Genomic DNA, 17,005 nt, shown 5'->3' with positions numbered 1-17,005 from the left:
GGAGGGCTCAAATGAAACTAGATATTTTATTAGAAGAAGTGGAGAGACAACAAATCGGTTATTATTGTATTTTGTCGAATAGTCATCGTTATGATATAGCTGTTACGTATTCACAACAGTTTCTTGGGAAAGCAATGGTTACCTCTATTCAAAATGGGAGAATGATTTTATTAAGTCAAGAAGATATTGGAGAGGAACAATATTGGGCACCACGGCTAGGAATTGAGGTAGAAGATATAGAAGAGTTTCAAAGCTTTTTTCATATGATTCTTCAATCACAAAGTTTAGAAGAACAATATTAATAGAATAAAAGAAGGGGATGATTGATTATGTACTATGATATTATTACGAGTCCATGCTATGGAACAATTGAAAAAGTGTCTATCGATAAGGATTCTCGAGTTTATGAATGGGAGCCATTATTTTCTATTAAAGATATGAATGGTAAACTGGAAGTAATTAAGATGGGATGTAGTGGAGAAGTTCAATCTTTAGAAGTAGAGGCAGGAGATAAAGTAATTCCAGGTATGGTATTAGCTTATATTCAAGAAGACCTTTTCGTTAGTGGTAGTGATTAATGATAGAACAATGAGGAAGATGGAGGCGTTCATCTTCCTTTTTTTATTAAACAAAGGAAGAAACGTTTTATTTTCAGATTAATTAAAAAAATCTGTATTTAATGATACAATACAAGTTAAGTAGTTCAAAGGAGGAATAGCAGAATGTTTTCCATTGCTCATAAAAAAATTAGACCTATTGTTTCTCTACCTATCGATCAATCTGAAAAGGAATGGAATATAGATGTTGAAAATATAAAAGAACCTTTTCTATTTTTAAAAAGAGGAGAGAAATTATTTGCATACGTTCACGTTAAGGATCTGCTATCAAACAGTAAAGGATTAACTTCCAAGGCACTGCTTTCAAATGCTGTTTCGCTAGATACAATATGTCATCTTAGTAAAGATATTTCTTTAACAGCTCTTTTTCAAATTATTGGAGCGCCGATTGCCATAGTGAAAAATGAAATGGATGAGTTAACAGGATATATAAGAAGAGAGGATGTTTTTGCAGAACTATTTAAACAAGAAAATCAGAGTGTTGATATACTGAAAATTATTTTAACGTCTATTCCAATGGGGATTTTTGTAGTAGACCGTGAAAGAAAAATTGTAAATTGCAATGAATCTGGTTTGAAAATGATTAAATCGACTCCTGAAAAAGTTATGAATGTATCAGCAGAACAGATTTTTAATGAAGAACATATTAATAGCGTATTTGCAACGGGAAAAACGATTTTGAATCAATTACAAATCACAAATGAGATGGGCGTATTAGTTGACTATAGTCCTATTCCAAACTTTGATCAAAGTATCGAAGGAATGGTTATTATTGTACAAGATTTGCCGATGGTTGAGGACATGGCGATGGAAATTGAATATATAAAGGATTTAAATAAAGATTTACATGCAATCTTGTCTAGTATTTATGATGAAATATTAGTTGTTAATCATAAAGGAGAATTAATTCGTTACAGTGAAACCGTTATCAATGATTTTTGGGGGAGTAATTTGAAAGATCTTTTAGGAAAAAATCTTTTAGACTTAGAGAAGAAAGGGTTATTTAGTCCATCTGTTACGCGATTAGTATTGGAACAACAAAAAAAGGTATCAGTTGTACAAGAAACAAAAATCGGAAGGAAAATATTGGCGGTTGGAAATCCTGTATTTAATGAAAGCGGAGAGCTTCATAGAATTATTATTGCCTCAAGGGATATTACCGAAGCAACGAGGTTGAAGACGGAATTACATGAAATAAAGAAGATATCAGAGCAATATAAGAAGGAGTTAGATGACTTTAAAAATAAAGATCGTTTTCTTAAGAAGCTTATTTACTGTAGTCCGAAAATGGAACAAATTATTAACCAAGCTAAAAAAATAGCAGATTTTTCTTCCAATGTTCTTATTTCTGGAGAATCGGGCGTCGGAAAGGAAGTAATTGCCCAAGCAATTCATCAACTTGGAAATCGATCTGCAAAGCCATTTTTAAAATTAAATTGTGGTGCAATTCCAGAAACTTTGTTAGAAAGTGAACTATTTGGTTATACGAAAGGTGCTTTTACAGGAGCAGATAAAAATGGAAAAGAAGGATATTTTAAGCGAGCTGATCAAGGTATTTTATTTTTAGATGAAATTGGAGAAATGCCCCTACATTTGCAAGTGAAATTGCTTAGAGTTCTGCAGGAACAAGAAGTAATTCCTATTGGAAGTACAATACCTACGAAAATAAATGTACAAATTATTGCCGCTACAAATAAGAGTCTTGAAAAAATGGTAGAGGCAGGAACGTTCCGTGAAGATTTATTTTATCGCTTAAATGTAATTCCATTGCAAGTTCCTCCTCTACGAGAGCGAATGGAAGATGTTCCGGTACTTGCCTTTCATTTCTTGCAACAGTTAAATGAAAAATATAATAAAAATTATCATTTAACTCCGGATGCGCTTAACTTACTAGAGTTTTACTCATGGCCAGGAAATGTACGTGAATTACAAAATATGATTGAACGTTTAGTAGTATCAGCAGACGATCCAGTAATTGAAGCGGAGTTTGTTAGTAAGTTTTTAACACCTGGTTATGATTTTAAAAAATCAAAACCAGTTATTACAAGAGTATTACCATTACAAGAAGCACTACATTCTGTAGAAGAACAATTGATTTTACTTGCAATGAAGCAGTATAAAACAACGACTAAGGCTGCAAAAGCTCTTGGAATCAGCCAATCTTCAGTGAGTCGTAAATATCAAAAAATTGTTAGCGAAAAAGGGATAGAGGCTGATATAATCTCTTATTCCTAAAAAAGGAGAAAGTCACATAGACTTCTCCTTTTTGTTAATTTGTAGAGTAATTTTGATATTTGTGGGTAGTAGAAGTGATTAATGTTCTGTTTTATGCAAAATAGAATAACGTATGCGAAAATGCATAAATTTTTTGTTGATTTTAAGAAAATAGTCAGTCTGTGTATGATTTTGGTGCACTTTAAATATTGGCATGAAAATTGCTTATAAATATATAAACGATCGATAAAGGGGGATTCAATACAGTGCTAGATTTAAAAATGTATGTAAACGGTGAATGGAGAGAGTCTAGTAATCAAGAAAAAAGAACGATTATTAACCCTGCGAATGGCAAGGGTATAGCATATGCACCTGAGGGAACAATTGAGGATGCAAAATACGCGATCGAAGTGGCAAGAGCGACTTTTGATAGCGGAATTTGGTCAGAAACATCCGCTGCTGAAAGGGCATCATATTTATTTAAAATAGCAGATGAAATTGATAAAAATATGGAAGAATTAGCGTATCTTGAAACAATGGATAATGGAAAAACATACCGTGAGGCAGAAGGAGATATTGGAGATGCAGCGGCTTGTTTTCGCTATTACGCAGGCTTGATTACAAAACCAGATGGGCAAACATATCATGTAGCCGATCCGATACAAGCGATGGTTGTAAGAGAACCAGTTGGTGTTTGTGGATTAATTGTTCCATGGAATTATCCGCTATTGATGAGTGTATGGAAAATTGCACCTGCTTTAGCAGCTGGAAATACAATTGTGTTTAAACCTTCTGAAGTGACACCAATTACTGCAACAAAGCTATTCGAAATTCTTGAAAAAGTAGGGCTACCAAAAGGTGTTGCCAATATGGTAATGGGGGCAGGTCCGATAGTAGGAAATGAAATTGCAGCGAGTCATAAAGTGGATATGATTTCCTTTACGGGTGGAACAAAAACAGGTAAACACATTATGAGAACAGCGGCAGATAATATGAAAAAGATTTCGTTAGAACTTGGAGGGAAATCCCCCAATATTATTTTTGCAGATGCAGATTTTGGGACTGCTATTGATTATGCTTTGTTTGGTATTTATGCAGGTAGCGGACAAGTATGTTCAGCAGGATCAAGAATCCTCGTAGAAGAAAATATTTACGATAAATTTGTTAATAGTTTTGTAGAGCGAGCACAGCAAATTAACGTTGGACCTGGTGATAATCCAGAATCAGAAATGGGTCCACTTGTAAGTCAAGAACATATGGAAAAAGTATTAAGCTACATTGAAATTGGGAAAGACGAAGGCGCAGACATTGCTTGCGGTGGTAGACGGATAACAGAGGATGGAAAAGGCGATGGTTTCTTTATTGAACCAACGGTCTTTGTCAATGTAAAACCGGAGATGCGCATTGTACAAGAAGAAATTTTCGGTCCTGTTGTAGTAATTCAAAAGTTTAAAGGTGAACAGGAAGCAATTGAGTTGGCAAATGGTACAGATTATGGCTTGGCTGGAGGAGTATTTACAGTTGATGGTGCAAAAGCGATGCGCGTGATTCGTAAACTTCGCGCAGGAATTACGTGGATTAATAGTTATCATCCAACATACAATGAGGCACCTTGGGGTGGATATAAGCAAAGTGGTATTGGGCGTAGCTTAGGAACGTTTGGTTTAGAAGAATTCCAAGAAGTTAAACAGATTAATATAAATCTAGAAGTAGAACCTATTGGCTGGTTTGCAAATAAAAAAAATGTAGGGGTGAATTAGATGGAAACGAACGTGAAAAATAAATTGAATGAGCAAGATGTAAAAGATTCAAATGTAAATGAGTATATTACGAAAGTACTACAGTTAATTGAAAAAGAAAAAGTCTCGGAAGAAGAGGCGAATTGGATTCAAAAAGAAACAGTAGATGGATTTAGAGAGCATGTAAATCCTGGTTTTCTTGCTTATAGAAAAACAGTAACAAAAGATGGACAATTTGCAGCAGTAGAATGGTCTGATGAAGGATCTTGTTTTATGGATATTAATGGTAAAAAATATATCGACTGTTTAGGTGGATTCGGAATTTACAATGTTGGTCATCGTAATCCGAAAGTAGTAAAAGCTGTGACAGATCAATTAAAACGCCAAGCATTGCACAGTCAGGATTTATTAGATCCACTTCGAGCAATTCTTGCAAAGATTTTAGCGGACATTACACCTGGTGATTTGAAATACGCCTTCTTTACAAACAGTGGTACAGAAAGTGTGGAGGCAGCGTTAAAACTAGCAAAAATGTATAGTGAAAGAACAACTTTCATTTCTACAACTCGTGCCTTCCATGGTAAGAGTCTTGGTGCCCTATCTGGAACGGCAAAAGGAATGTTCCGTAAGCCATTCTTACCATTAATTCCTGGTTTCCGCCACGTTCCATTTGGCGATATTGATATGATGAGAAAAACATTTGAGACATGTGCATTAGTGGGAGAAGATGTTGCAGCAGTTATTTTAGAACCAATTCAAGGAGAGGGCGGTATTATTTTACCTCCAGAAAATTATTTGAAACAAGTGCGAGAGCTTTGTGATGAGTTTGGATCACTCCTTATTTTTGATGAAGTGCAAACTGGAATGGGACGTACAGGAAAAATGTTTGCTGCAGAATTATATGATGTTGTGCCGGATATTATTTGTCTTGCGAAGGCGTTTGGTGGGGGTGTAATGCCTGCAGGAGCTATCGTTGCGAAAGAAAAAGTATTCCAAAGTTGGTTTGAAAATCCATTTATGCATACAACGACATTTGGAGGAAATCCTCTTGCATGTGCTGCTGCAATTGCAACAATCCATGTATTATTAGAAGAGAAATTACCAGAACGAGCTGCGGAAGTTGGGGAGTATTTCTTAAAAGGATTGAAACAGGCAGCAGAAGGGCACGAAGATAAAATCTTTGAAATTCGTGGTCAAGGTTTAATGATTGGTATTGAATTCCATAAAGACGAAATTGGTTATGAAGTGTCAAAAGCGATGTTTGATCAAGGTATTCTTGTTGCTGGAACATTAATTAACTCAAAAACAATTCGTATTGAACCATCTCTTACAATTAGTTATGAGGAAGTAGATACAGTTATTAATACGTTTAAATCGGTGCTAACGCAAGTGAAAGTAAAATAAATCTAAAGTCAAACGAGTAACAGATTTACTTATATTTTATTACAGGAAGGCAGTGTAACGAAAAGTTACACTGCCTTTTTATTACATTTTATTTGTAAGTATTTACAAATAAAATGTCTTAGTGTACTATTTAACTAACACACTGAGACAGGAGGGAAGAAATGAAAATAGAGTTTTCTCCAAATACACCAATTTACATTCAAGTAATGGAATACGTAAAAAAAGAAATTGTAACAGGACATTTATTGCCTGGTGATAAAATTCCCTCCGTACGTGAATTAGCGAGTGAATTACAAGTGAATCCGAATACGATTCAGCGTACATTTCAAGAGCTAGAACGAGATGGAGTTGTTGTAACACGTAGAGGAATGGGCCGATATGTAACGAATGAAGGGGAGAAAATTATGGAGCTACGCAAAGATATGGCGAAAGAATTACTTCATTCTTTTATAGATGGAATGGACAATTTAGGTTTTTCAGAAGAAGAAATTCTTTCGATTCTTCGTTCTTCATTAAGTGAGAAAAGGGAGGAGAGCGAATGACAGAGCTATTAAAAATAGAGAATTTATGGAAGCGATATGGATTGAAAGCAGTAATCCGTGAATTAAACATAGAGATTACAGAAGGAAAAATCGTTGGGATCGTTGGAGATAACGGAAGCGGGAAAACGACGTTATTGAAAATGATTGCAGGCTTGCAGCATCCTTCTGAAGGTAGCATTACCATTAATGGTAAAAAGGTTGGATTAGAGACGAAAGAAATCGTTTCATTTATGCCAGATAAGCCAATATTTGAAGATTGGATGACTGTAAAAGATGCTTTATTTTTCTATCGGGATTTTTATAAAGAATTTGATATTCAAAAAGCGGTAGATACGATAGTTGAATTTAAAATACCGCTAGAAGAAAGAATTACAGCATTATCAAAAGGAATGATTGAGAAGCTGCAAATTATATTAACATTTTCACGAAAAGCTAAGTTGTATGTTTTAGACGAACCACTCGGTGGTATAGATCTTGTTTCTAGGGAACATGTATTAGAACTTATCCTTAAATTTTACAGAGAAGATTGCACGATGCTTATCTCAACTCATTTAATAGAAGAAATCGAGAATATATTTGATGAAGTGATATTTTTGAAAGATGGAGAAATGATCTTGTATGAAAATGTAGAAGAACTACGATTTCAAAGGGGTAAGGCGGTACATGAGCTGTTTAAGGAGGTCTATGAGAAATGAGTCAGCTTTTTCGATATTTGTTTAATTGTAATAAGAAGAAGATAGCAATTATTTACTTTGGCTTTATAACTATTTCGCTAATTCTTTTCTTTAATATGAAGGGGATTTCTGGAGTGAGAATTTCAGATAGGCAGGATATTATCATAATAATATTCTTAATCGTACTTAGTATATCTGGATTTTCACTACTGCTAACAGGCGTATCATCTTTTCGAAAAATGCTCAAGAACTCTATGCTTCGCTACACAGCTATTTCGTCTCAAAAATATATATGTGCAAATATTTTATTTTTCGCATTACTATTTACTATTTTGTTTGCAATAGGGATTATTTTTCTGCACTATTTTTCTTTGAATATTTATGAAAGAAAAACGGATTTAGGGGTTCGAGAATTTTTTCATGATTTGTATAATTATGGGATGTTTCATCATGTGTTATCCGTTTTTTTATGGGGAATAGATTTTGTTAATCTATTAGTTTCTATTTATTTCATTATAGTACTTACGAAACTTTTAAATGTGAAGTCATCTTTGAACAAGGTAGTATTCTTTATCTTATTTCTTATGTATGGCGCGTTAAATGGGTTTGTATTGTATGTTTTGGAACGAATAGAAAAAAGTGGGCTCATCATGAAAAATGTTGGATTCATAGATAAGAATGGTTTTTTTGATACATCATTTTATCCTGGAGATGGGTTAACGGTTTTTAGCCTATGTTTTAATAGCTTATTAATATTTGTATTAATAGTAGTTACAGGTCGCATAATCGACAAAAAACTAGAAGTTTAAAGGAGGAATCATCATTGGGAAATGTAGTAGTGAAATTAGAAAATGTCCGAAAAAAGATCGGTGGAACAGAAATTATTCGTGGTTTATCATTTGAGGTTCGTGAAGGGGAAGTGTACGGGTTCCTTGGACCGAACGGTAGCGGTAAGACGACGACAATTCGTATGATGACAGGTCTTATTTCGATGACAGAAGGTGATATTACAATTTGTGGCCATAGTATTCGCACAGAACGTGAAAAGGCGTTAGAACAAATTGGAGCGATTGTAGAGAATCCTGAACTATATGATTATATGACTGGTATGCAAAACTTGAAGCATTTTGCAAACATGGCAATTACACCTATTAGTAAAGAGCGCATCGCCGAAATTGTAAAGCTTGTTGAATTAGAGCATGCGATTCATAAAAAGGTGAAAACATATTCACTTGGTATGAAACAACGTTTAGGAATCGCACAGGCGTTACTTCATCAGCCGAAGATTTTAATTTTAGATGAACCGACAAATGGATTAGACCCAGCTGGTATTCGTCAAATTCGTGATTATTTACAACGATTAGCGAAAGAAGAAAATATCGCAGTCATTGTATCAAGTCACTTATTAAGTGAAATTGAATTAATGTGTGATCGTGTTGTTATTATAAAGCAAGGTGAGTTCGTACAAGAGTATAACTTGCATGAACAAACGAAGCATGATGAAACAGTTGTAGTCGCATTTGAAATAGATCAAGTTCAGAAAGCAAACGAAATTATTAAAGGTAAAGTACAAGGAAATGTAGCTGTGACATCTGTAATGAAAGAAGAGATTCCGCAAATTGTAAAACAGTTAGTGAATGCTGATGTACTTGTATATGGTGTTACTGTACAAAATAAAACGTTAGAGGATGAATTCTTAGCGATTACTGGGGGAGTGAAAGCGTAATGTTTAAATTAATTCAAAATGAGTTTTTAAAGTTACATGCGAAAAAAGGTATGTATATTTTAATAGGTGTCATTGCAGCACTCGAAATTTTAGGGACTTTAGCAATGATGAAGTGGGGAAAAGGTGATGAGTTTAAGGGATCGTATTTAGATTATGCAAACTCAGAGATTGGTTTAATAGTTTTATTCGCAACGATTTTCGGGATTACACTTGCAGCCCGTACTCTTACTGATGAGTTCCAAAAAGGTACAATTAAACAATTGTTAATTCGTCCAAGAAAACGACTTACAGTTTTATTTTCTAAATATATTACAGTGTTATTAGCAATATTATTTATCGTATTTGCTGGTGTGCTAACTGCAATGATTATTGGTGGTATTGTAATGGATGGTAGTAAAACGGAATTAACGTTAGGAATTGTATTAAAAACAATGTTATATCAACTTTTATCCCCATTTTTCTTTGCGACACTTGCCTTTTTCTTAGCAAATGTATTTAGAAAATCCGTTTTACCATTAATTATTACGTTATTTTTATACTTCTTACAATCGGCAATTACGATGGTACTTATGATGTTTGCAAAAGGTATTGCTAAATTTGTAGTGTTCTTCCACTTAAATCTAGCTGTATATGATAGTAATAAATTAATTAGTCATGGTATGGAGCCGGCTTTCCCAGAATTCACGTTTGCTACTTCATTGTTACTTGTTTTAGCATACGTTATTGCTTTACTTATTGCCTCAAGTGTATTATTCCAAAAACGTGACGTATTATAATAAAAGAAATCCCCGTGTAAACGGGGATTTTTATTAACCAGCTCTTTTCCAGCTTTTTTGATGTATATGGCTTTTAAGTGTAGTGATTACATATTTATTTCGGAATATAATTGTAACTAAGGTGAAGAACAGCGATATGGTATATCAAATAAGATCGGTATTATATAATTTAATAGACATGTTGTTTGAAAAGAGTATTTGAGAAAAATAGGAAGATTTTCAACTATATTCATATTATAATTTAGTTATCCCGCCATTTGTAGGAGATGAGTTGCGCATAAAACAATGATTAAAGTTTTACTTTTTACTATCTTTGGAGGTGTTCCATATGCACTATGCATTTTCACGTATAAGACTACGAAGTTTTTTTGGATGGATGATTATAGGAATGTTCCTTACGATGATTCCATTAAGTTTGTCAGGAGCTTCTGACAGTACAATAGAATTCATATCACAAATATCTATATTTTTTGTATTTCCACTATTTTGGTTATACGTAAAAACAAATAACAATAATGTTGTTTTTAAAAGTTTTTTTGATAAGCCAGGACGTTTACATTGGGGGTTAATTTTATTAGCAACGATAATGGGAATGATTTTTTCAGTTGGCATATCCCATATTCAATTTTACATATTAGCACATACTTTACCTAATTTCTTAGTTAGTATGTTAGAAGATGGAAATGTAATTAATACGAGTAACATATATATGGTGATATTCAGTTTCATTTCAGCGTGCATTTTAGCACCTATTATGGAAGAAGTTATTTTTAGAGGTTTTTTCTTGCAACGAATGGCTTACAAATGGGGGATTAAACGAGCTGTTATTATATCGTCACTTATTTTCGGTTTGGGACATTTTGATGTTATTGGTGCTTTTATGTTTGGGGTTATTATGTGCCTTCTTTACATAAAGACAAAGAACATATGGACAAATATTGCGGTACACGCTGTAAACAATCTTATAGCAACTAGTATGCAATTTATAGGCGGAGATGGAAGTAATGCAATTTCGATTAAGGAATTACAGGCACAAAGCAATTTATGGATGGGTATTATTTTAGCTATTATCGGTTTATTATGGTTAATTCCTTTTATTTGGAAAAATTGGCGTGCCGTAAAAGAAGTAGGGGTGCCACCGATTCGTTTAATAAATGAGGAAAAAGTGATGACTTCATCGCAAGGAAATGAAATGTATAGCCAAGTTATACTAACAGATAGATTGATGGCGGTGGAACTGCCAGATGAAGCTGTAAACCAACTCAAGTTAGAAGAAAATGAGTATGTAACAGTAGCTGTAGAAGAAGATAAGATTATTATAAAAAAAGCAGATTATAGGCCATAAAAAAAGTAGCTCTCCGGTAAAAAAGGAGAGCTACTTTTTAATTTGTAATAATTTCTACGCGGAAATTATTTCCGTTTTTCACATATTTAATATCTGTAACGATCCGAACCGTTTTTAGAAGTTCAACTTTTTCACCAATTCGAGGGATGGTCGGAACATTGTCCCAAATACCAAGCAAATCATCTAATTGTGTTGTTTTTTCATAAAACCAGATTTTCAATGTAAGGCCCCTTTCTCGATCTTTATGTATTTTAATACATAATAAATCATTTTTATTCTTTTTGTAAGGGGTTTTTTATCTTTTTTATGAATAAAGATGAATTAATCTTCTGGGAAAATATGTTCAATATCAGGAGTAAGAGATACTTCTGATAATACGATATGAGAAACTGTTGTTGCATATGAAGAAACATCATTGATAAATTCTTCAAGTTCAACGAGTGAAGGGACAGAAATTTTAACGATGTAACATAAGCTCCCTGTTACCCGGTAACAAAAACTTGCAGATGGATAAGACTGAATAAATTGTTGCATACGTGTTGTATCACCATTTTTTAAAGTGATTTCTAAAATACAGTCTAATACAAGGCCTGCTTTTTTATAATCAATATCAATTGTATATTTTTGAATGACACCTTCATTTTCCAGCTTGCGAACACGTTCTGTAGTAGAAGGAGCGGATAAGCTTACTCGTTTCGCTAATTCACGCATGGAAAGGCGACTATCATTATATAATTCATTTAAAATTTTACGATCGACACGATCTAGTTGCATTTGTAAGTATACCTCCAGTAAAATGATGATTTTTGTAAAGAAAAGTTATAAATTAAGATTCATATGAAATGTAAAATATCATTTATTTATTTTACAATAAAAAGGAAGGAAATAGGAGGGGAAAATGATGGAGAGAATTTCATTATCAACTGTTGGAGAAACAAAGTTTCAAAGATTATTAGGGCATAATCCGGATATATTACATTCATGGAGTATGCTAGAGGATACATTAAATGAAACAGGTACTCTTTCAAAAGAATTAAAAGAACAGGTGCGAAGAACATTGGCATATGGGAATGAATGTCCGTACTGTATGGCAAAGGGCAGACCAGATGACGTGCAAAAAGTTGAAGAGATAAGTGTAGCAGTTACTTTTGCCCATACATTTGTTCATAATCGTAACGCAATAGATGATCATATGTTTCATGTATTAAAACAATATTGGACGGAAAAAGAAATTGTAGAGCTCTGTGCTTATATTTGTTTTATTACTGCTTCACAACAACTTGGCTTTTTGGCACAATTACAGTCAAATTAAGAAGGGGGGGTGTTATGTTTAATCAAGCAGCACTTATAATTATTGATGTGCAATACGCTTTTAACTTGCCGTACTGGGGTGTGAGAAATAACCTTTTTGCAGAAGATAATATGAGAAGTTTGTTAGAAGAATGGAGAAGAAGGAAATTACCAGTTATTCATATTTAGCATGTGAATAAAGAAAATATGGAGTCAATGTTTTACCCTCATGCAGAAACAGTCCGTTTTAAAGAAGAAGTGAGGCCAATACTATAGGTGAAATCATTATACAAAAGTCTGTTAATAGCGCGTTCATTGGGACAAATTTAGAAGAGCAATTACGAGAGAAAGGCTGCAAATCTGTAGTGATTGTAGGATTAACGACAAATCATTGTGTAGAGACGACAACACGGATGGCAAGTAATTTAGGTTTTTCAACATATTTAGTGAGTGATGCGACGGCTACTTTTAACCGTAAAGGACCAGATGGTAAAGAATATAGTGCAGAGGATATTCATAATATGACGCTTGTAAACCTACATGATGAATTTGCTACCATCGTTACGACGAAAGAAGTATTAAAAACTATTTTGATAAAATAATTATAGAATTGTGTAGAAAAAAATAAGAATATTTCGTATAATTAAAGTATAATTATTTTGAAAATAGGGGTGGCATCATATGGAGCAAATTCCAGTAAAGAAGATCGAAGAAGTACTCGTTTTAGCAGAGGATGATAAACAAAAGCAAAAGGAATTTTATGAACTGCTCTTAACAACTCAATTTTATGTTGCTGGATCGGTAGAGGCAGAGGATGCGGCGACAGAAGGGACACTTCGTTTACGCCATTTCCAAGGAGAGGGTAGATGGATCGTTCCATTCTTTACACAATTGGAATTTGTAAAAGATGTGTTGCCAGAAGGGACGCCCCTTATTACGATACGTGGAAAAGAACTGTTTGGAAGCATTGATAAAGATGCAACAGCTGTACTAAATGTCGGTACTGATATTAGTAAAACATTTATTCCAGAAGAGATTGTGGATATATCATCAGGACGCATTTTTAACTATTATAAGTAAAAGGAAAAGCTGAATAGCTTTTCCTTTTTAATTTGTGCAAGATATTGCTATGCCAGAAGAAATAGAAACGGTATTATTGTTTGTATTAATTGTCGCCGGAACACCAAGAGGGATGCCGATATTTGGGTTTATATGTCCAATTGGCAAACCGAATAGTGCAGGAATGTTATACGGTGCGAAATATTCATACAAGATTGATTGAAGGGATTGAGAAGGCTTTGAGGGCATACAATCATGACAGCTAGTAAAAATAACACCAGTGCATGCATTGAATTTTCCTGATAAACGCAACTGATTTAGCATACGATCGATTCGGTATGGCTCTTCTCCAATATCTTCGATTAATAAAATGTTATTGTCTATGTTTATTTCATATGGTGATCCAATTGTACTAGTTAGAACTGTTAAATTCCCTCCAACTAATGGACCTGTCACTATACAATCAGATGCTACAATGCATTCTGAGGCAGATAAAATAGATGAATACGGAGAAAACAGTTGATGAAAAGAAGAAAGAGAAAGGGAGTCGACACCTTTTCCTAGTTCTTCAATCATCGGCCCATGAAAAGTTACAAGCCCCGCGCGACGTGAAAAAGCAATATGTAAAGCAGTAATATCACTATATCCCCAAAAGACTTTCGGATTCATTCGAATAAGTTCGTATTGAATATGGGGGAGGAGACGAGCGCTTCCATAACCACCTCGTGCACAAAAAATTCCCTTTACGTCAGGACGTGAAAATGCCTCATGTATATCATCAAGACGAACTTGATCACTTCCAGCTAAATAGCCATACTTCTCGTATACGCTCTTACCAATTAGGACAGATAACCCCAGTTCCTTTAATACTTGCACTCCTTTTAAAATATTTTCGATTGTTGGTGGTCCTGATGGAGCAATAATCATTACTGTGTCACCTTGTTTTAATGCATTTGGATAGATCATTGTCTTCCCTCCTTCTCTTTCAATATATTCGCGTAGTGATGGTTCAATCCTTGTAAAAGAAGGGGAATTCATGTGATATAAAGAAGGTATAAGGAGAGTAGGAGGGAAAATGATGTTTACAAGCCGAGTTACAGAGATATTACAAGTGAAGTATCCTATCATTCAAGCGGGGATGGCCGGTGCCATTACGACGCCAGAACTCGTTGCAGCTGTAAGTAATAGTGGAGGATTAGGTACGCTTGGAGCTGGATATATGAGCCCAGAACAAATTCGTGAAGCTATTTATAAGATAAGGGAGTTAACGGATAAACCATTTGGTGTTAATTTACTTTTAACAAAAGAGTTGAAGATAGAAGAAGAAAAGATAAAAGAGGCGAAAGCATTACTTGCGGCGGTGAATAAAGAATTGGGTATAGAGGAAGAACAGGCGCTAAAGCTGCCGAAAAGCTATAAAGCGCAATTACAAGTATTACTAGAAGAAAAAGTACCAGTCGTTAGTTTTGCATTTCAAATGTTAGAAAAAGAAGAAGTAGATGCTTTAAAAAGGGAAGGAATAAGGGTCATCGGAACAGCTACTCATGTAGCAGAGGCGAAAGCACTTGCAGAATTAGAAGTAGATATTATTGTCGGACAAGGCAGTGAAGCTGGTGGGCATAGAGGAACGTTTATTGGTAAAGAACAAGATGCAATGATTGGCACGTTTGCGTTAATTCCGCAATTAGTAGCAGCAATACCAAATATCCCAATTGTAGCAGCTGGTGGCGTGATGAACGGACAAGGTATTGTTGCGGCATTTGCATTAGGGGCAGAAGCTGTTCAAATGGGATCAGCTTTTTTAACAAGTGAAGAAAGTATTACACATGATGCATATAAAGAGGCAGTATTACAAAGTACAGATACGAGCACGACGGTAACGAGAGCATTTTCTGGAAAATATGCAAGAGGTATTCGTAATACATTTATAGAAAAGCACGAAGGGAAAGAAGAAAACTTACCAATGTATCCAGTGCAAAACGTATTAACTTCAAAAATACGTCAAGAATCAGCGAAGCAAAATAAGGGAGAATATATGTCTCTTTGGGCTGGACAAGCATCATCATTGGCGCGAATAGAATCAGCCCGGCATGTAGTGGAGCGAGTCATGAAAGAAGCGAAGAATGTAATTGAACAATTACAAAATGTATATAGAAAAAGACCACTTGAGTAATTCAAGTGGTCTTTTCATTAGTTTGCTTTATAAAATTGCTGGATAGCTTCGTCGATGTAAACCCAGCCTTTCCAACCTAAGTGCATATGATCTTTTAAGAAGTATTTATCATACTCATGGTTTGAGAAGTCGGCAATTGGATAACCAGCTTTCTCAATTTGCTCATGAACTTTCTTATAGTACAATTCACGTCGTTCTTTCGGGAATCCAGCGTAATCGTACCAAGGACCTTTTACAGGAACAGAAATGAAGAGTGGTTTTGCACCAGATTGTTTTAATAAATCAAGTACAATTTGTAAGTCTTCATATTCTGGTGATTGGTCATAAGCATCATTTTTTAAGTAACCTTCACGCTGCTTTAATTTCTTCTTAATTTTGCTATTGAAGTAATCATCTTCGATACCATATTGGTTAGATCCTGATTCTACTGCACCTGTTTGATCAGCATGCTTACGAGCTTCTTCCCAGTTCATTTGTTTTAATGATGGATCAAGCTGTTCTTTATGCGGCTTAATATCAAACATTGCTGTAAATAAATCTTTACGATCTAAAATGTTACGATAAATATAAGCGAAAGGTTTAGCAGCAAGTGCTTTTACTTTATATTTCGTATCATCATAAGCGATACCTTCAAGCGAAATTTTTAATAAAGTTTCTTTCTTAACGATCTCAAAGTTTAATAAGCGTTTTGCAATTTGCTTTTTCATTTCAGGTTTTAAATCATCGTTGAAAATGAAGTGGTAACCTTGTTGTTTTGAAAAGTTAGGTGCAAAGTGTGTCTCATCAATACCTTGTGGTACAAACCATTGCGGAGAAAGAACGAATACCATTTTCTTATCTTTCAATTGATCCATTGTAGATGCGAAGTTTAATACATGTACAAGGTCTTGTGTTCCGCCGCGTCCAAGTAGGAATGGTGTGAATCCTTCAGGTTTTACTTTGAAATAATTCGATGGATGGAAAGCATCCATACGTGCGAATTCCGATGAACCGTACATCGGAAGATATTTTGGGTCTGCTAACATCTTTTGCTGTAAAATCATACTTTGAATCTTTTCTTCTTTTAAAGAAGTTGCAGCTTGTTCTACTTTTTTATCACTTACAAGTGGAAGTAGGAAGCGCGTTGGAATAAGTAAGAATACAGCAAAAAGGGCCAATGCTAAAAGCATCGGACCAAATTTTGCTTTTTTCATCGGATTTCTTCCAACTTCTTAATGATCATGTTTGGTGTTGCCCATTCGTCGCGATCAAAATCAGAAATAGAAACTTCGATATCTAAGCGCTCTTGGAATTCTACTAATAAAGATACTGTAGCGAAAGAATCAAGAATACCTTCTTCAAACAATTGAACATCAAGATTTTCTTTCACAATATCGTTTTCACATACTTCTTCTAAAATATCTAATACTTGCTCTTTAAATTCTGCCATTTTTAAAATCTCCTTTA

20 protein-coding genes and 1 pseudogene are annotated in these 17,005 nt (G+C 34.5%); 16 read left to right on the top strand and 5 right to left on the bottom strand.

All coding sequences use genetic code 11. From position 1 onward, the window contains the following. Nucleotides 1-11: 11 nt before the first annotated feature. From ACTFQM_RS08655 to ACTFQM_RS08605, 11 genes are all read left to right on the top strand, one after another. Nucleotides 12-302 carry an SAV0927 family protein gene (locus ACTFQM_RS08655; RefSeq protein WP_002171000.1) on the top strand — a complete coding sequence of 97 codons (291 nt, stop codon included), beginning with the start codon at nucleotides 12-14 and terminating at the stop codon, nucleotides 300-302. A 27-nt stretch (nucleotides 303-329) separates the two neighbouring features. After that, on the top strand, nucleotides 330-578 hold the full coding sequence (locus ACTFQM_RS08650; protein WP_025150960.1) for a hypothetical protein: 249 nt from the start codon (nucleotides 330-332) through the stop codon (nucleotides 576-578). 144 nt (nucleotides 579-722) lie between these two features. Further along, a complete protein-coding gene (locus tag ACTFQM_RS08645; protein ID WP_440034056.1) occupies nucleotides 723-2,852 on the top strand; it encodes a sigma 54-interacting transcriptional regulator in 2,130 nt (709 codons plus the stop codon). 245 nt (nucleotides 2,853-3,097) lie between these two features. Then, nucleotides 3,098-4,591, top strand: coding sequence for an aldehyde dehydrogenase family protein (locus ACTFQM_RS08640; RefSeq protein ID WP_440034055.1), 1,494 nt, complete (start codon nucleotides 3,098-3,100; stop codon nucleotides 4,589-4,591). Beyond that, complete coding sequence (locus tag ACTFQM_RS08635) at nucleotides 4,592-5,974, top strand: putrescine aminotransferase (protein ID WP_002171004.1); 1,383 nt, start codon at nucleotides 4,592-4,594, stop codon at nucleotides 5,972-5,974. A gap of 161 nt (nucleotides 5,975-6,135) precedes the next feature. After that, nucleotides 6,136-6,516, top strand: a complete 381-nt coding sequence (locus ACTFQM_RS08630) for a GntR family transcriptional regulator (RefSeq protein WP_440034054.1) — start codon at nucleotides 6,136-6,138, stop codon at nucleotides 6,514-6,516. Beyond that, a complete protein-coding gene (locus tag ACTFQM_RS08625) occupies nucleotides 6,513-7,211 on the top strand; it encodes an ABC transporter ATP-binding protein (RefSeq protein WP_440034053.1) in 699 nt (232 codons plus the stop codon). The genes ACTFQM_RS08630 and ACTFQM_RS08625 overlap by 4 nt, the downstream gene beginning before the upstream one ends. Next, on the top strand, nucleotides 7,208-7,999 hold the full coding sequence (locus ACTFQM_RS08620; protein ID WP_440034052.1) for an ABC transporter permease: 792 nt from the start codon (nucleotides 7,208-7,210) through the stop codon (nucleotides 7,997-7,999). Before ACTFQM_RS08625 ends, ACTFQM_RS08620 begins: the two co-directional genes overlap by 4 nt. Before the next feature lie 14 nt (nucleotides 8,000-8,013). Then, complete coding sequence (locus tag ACTFQM_RS08615) at nucleotides 8,014-8,916, top strand: ABC transporter ATP-binding protein (protein ID WP_440034051.1); 903 nt, start codon at nucleotides 8,014-8,016, stop codon at nucleotides 8,914-8,916. Then, on the top strand, nucleotides 8,916-9,692 hold the full coding sequence (locus ACTFQM_RS08610; protein ID WP_440034050.1) for an ABC transporter permease: 777 nt from the start codon (nucleotides 8,916-8,918) through the stop codon (nucleotides 9,690-9,692). The genes ACTFQM_RS08615 and ACTFQM_RS08610 overlap by 1 nt, the downstream gene beginning before the upstream one ends. Nucleotides 9,693-10,020: 328 nt before the next feature. After that, nucleotides 10,021-11,037, top strand: coding sequence for a CPBP family glutamic-type intramembrane protease (locus tag ACTFQM_RS08605; protein WP_440034049.1), 1,017 nt, complete (start codon nucleotides 10,021-10,023; stop codon nucleotides 11,035-11,037). A 37-nt stretch (nucleotides 11,038-11,074) separates the two neighbouring features. Here ACTFQM_RS08605 and ACTFQM_RS08600 read toward each other — a convergent pair whose 3' ends face one another. Then, the gene (locus ACTFQM_RS08600) at nucleotides 11,075-11,257 is read right to left on the bottom strand and encodes a DUF3913 family protein (protein ID WP_025150950.1); all 183 of its coding nucleotides are present in this window, start codon (nucleotides 11,255-11,257) and stop codon (nucleotides 11,075-11,077) included. Between the two features lie 101 nt (nucleotides 11,258-11,358). Next, on the bottom strand, nucleotides 11,359-11,811 hold the full coding sequence (locus tag ACTFQM_RS08595; RefSeq protein WP_440034048.1) for an Lrp/AsnC family transcriptional regulator: 453 nt from the start codon (nucleotides 11,809-11,811) through the stop codon (nucleotides 11,359-11,361). 124 nt (nucleotides 11,812-11,935) lie between these two features. Between ACTFQM_RS08595 and ACTFQM_RS08590 the strand changes: the two genes are divergently transcribed. From ACTFQM_RS08590 to ACTFQM_RS08575, 4 genes and pseudogenes are all read left to right on the top strand, one after another. Then, a complete protein-coding gene (locus ACTFQM_RS08590) occupies nucleotides 11,936-12,349 on the top strand; it encodes a carboxymuconolactone decarboxylase family protein (protein ID WP_116500451.1) in 414 nt (137 codons plus the stop codon). Between the two features lie 14 nt (nucleotides 12,350-12,363). Continuing rightward, the gene (locus ACTFQM_RS08585; protein WP_440034047.1) at nucleotides 12,364-12,516 is read left to right on the top strand and encodes a hypothetical protein; all 153 of its coding nucleotides are present in this window, start codon (nucleotides 12,364-12,366) and stop codon (nucleotides 12,514-12,516) included. Between the two features lie 3 nt (nucleotides 12,517-12,519). After that, nucleotides 12,520-12,929, top strand: a pseudogene (locus ACTFQM_RS08580) (isochorismatase family protein). Between the two features lie 79 nt (nucleotides 12,930-13,008). Beyond that, complete coding sequence (locus ACTFQM_RS08575) at nucleotides 13,009-13,407, top strand: SseB family protein (protein WP_440034046.1); 399 nt, start codon at nucleotides 13,009-13,011, stop codon at nucleotides 13,405-13,407. Nucleotides 13,408-13,434: 27 nt separating this feature from the next. Here the strand turns inward: ACTFQM_RS08575 and ACTFQM_RS08570 are convergent, their stop codons facing one another. Then, the gene (locus ACTFQM_RS08570) at nucleotides 13,435-14,352 is read right to left on the bottom strand and encodes a S66 peptidase family protein (RefSeq protein WP_440034045.1); all 918 of its coding nucleotides are present in this window, start codon (nucleotides 14,350-14,352) and stop codon (nucleotides 13,435-13,437) included. Between the two features lie 112 nt (nucleotides 14,353-14,464). Between ACTFQM_RS08570 and ACTFQM_RS08565 the strand changes: the two genes are divergently transcribed. After that, nucleotides 14,465-15,559: an NAD(P)H-dependent flavin oxidoreductase gene (locus ACTFQM_RS08565; RefSeq protein ID WP_440034405.1), complete on the top strand. Its 1,095-nt coding sequence runs from the start codon at nucleotides 14,465-14,467 to the stop codon at nucleotides 15,557-15,559. A gap of 17 nt (nucleotides 15,560-15,576) precedes the next feature. On the opposite strand, the gene dltD is transcribed toward ACTFQM_RS08565, so the two are convergent. Next, entirely contained in the window at nucleotides 15,577-16,752 is a 1,176-nt protein-coding gene (gene dltD / locus ACTFQM_RS08560) for a D-alanyl-lipoteichoic acid biosynthesis protein DltD (protein ID WP_440034044.1), read from the bottom strand. Then, nucleotides 16,749-16,988, bottom strand: coding sequence for a D-alanine--poly(phosphoribitol) ligase subunit DltC (gene dltC / locus ACTFQM_RS08555; RefSeq protein WP_002171029.1), 240 nt, complete (start codon nucleotides 16,986-16,988; stop codon nucleotides 16,749-16,751). The genes dltD and dltC overlap by 4 nt, the downstream gene beginning before the upstream one ends. Nucleotides 16,989-17,005 lie beyond the last annotated feature (17 nt).

This window comes from Bacillus cereus group sp. MYBK30-2, from assembly GCF_051915945.1.
Lineage (GTDB): Bacteria > Bacillota > Bacilli > Bacillales > Bacillaceae_G > Bacillus_A > Bacillus_A paramycoides.
This window is presented reverse-complemented; position numbering and strand designations above follow the sequence as displayed.

Bases quoted from the DNA above. Each gene is read 5' to 3' on its own strand.
- ACTFQM_RS08620 (WP_440034052.1), top strand. From the start codon at position 7,208: ATGAGTCAGCTTTTTCGATATTTGTTTAATTGTAATAAGAAGAAGATA.
- ACTFQM_RS08565 (WP_440034405.1), top strand. From the start codon at position 14,465: ATGTTTACAAGCCGAGTTACAGAGATATTACAAGTGAAGTATCCTATC.
- ACTFQM_RS08595 (WP_440034048.1), bottom strand. From the start codon at position 11,811: ATGCAACTAGATCGTGTCGATCGTAAAATTTTAAATGAATTATATAAT.
- ACTFQM_RS08575 (WP_440034046.1), top strand. From the start codon at position 13,009: ATGGAGCAAATTCCAGTAAAGAAGATCGAAGAAGTACTCGTTTTAGCA.
- ACTFQM_RS08645 (WP_440034056.1), top strand. From the start codon at position 723: ATGTTTTCCATTGCTCATAAAAAAATTAGACCTATTGTTTCTCTACCT.
- ACTFQM_RS08635 (WP_002171004.1), top strand. From the start codon at position 4,592: ATGGAAACGAACGTGAAAAATAAATTGAATGAGCAAGATGTAAAAGAT.
- ACTFQM_RS08590 (WP_116500451.1), top strand. From the start codon at position 11,936: ATGATGGAGAGAATTTCATTATCAACTGTTGGAGAAACAAAGTTTCAA.
- ACTFQM_RS08605 (WP_440034049.1), top strand. From the start codon at position 10,021: ATGCACTATGCATTTTCACGTATAAGACTACGAAGTTTTTTTGGATGG.
- ACTFQM_RS08650 (WP_025150960.1), top strand. From the start codon at position 330: ATGTACTATGATATTATTACGAGTCCATGCTATGGAACAATTGAAAAA.
- ACTFQM_RS08655 (WP_002171000.1), top strand. From the start codon at position 12: ATGAAACTAGATATTTTATTAGAAGAAGTGGAGAGACAACAAATCGGT.
- ACTFQM_RS08570 (WP_440034045.1), bottom strand. From the start codon at position 14,352: ATGATCTATCCAAATGCATTAAAACAAGGTGACACAGTAATGATTATT.
- ACTFQM_RS08585 (WP_440034047.1), top strand. From the start codon at position 12,364: ATGTTTAATCAAGCAGCACTTATAATTATTGATGTGCAATACGCTTTT.
- ACTFQM_RS08610 (WP_440034050.1), top strand. From the start codon at position 8,916: ATGTTTAAATTAATTCAAAATGAGTTTTTAAAGTTACATGCGAAAAAA.
- ACTFQM_RS08630 (WP_440034054.1), top strand. From the start codon at position 6,136: ATGAAAATAGAGTTTTCTCCAAATACACCAATTTACATTCAAGTAATG.
- dltD (WP_440034044.1), bottom strand. From the start codon at position 16,752: ATGAAAAAAGCAAAATTTGGTCCGATGCTTTTAGCATTGGCCCTTTTT.
- ACTFQM_RS08625 (WP_440034053.1), top strand. From the start codon at position 6,513: ATGACAGAGCTATTAAAAATAGAGAATTTATGGAAGCGATATGGATTG.
- dltC (WP_002171029.1), bottom strand. From the start codon at position 16,988: ATGGCAGAATTTAAAGAGCAAGTATTAGATATTTTAGAAGAAGTATGT.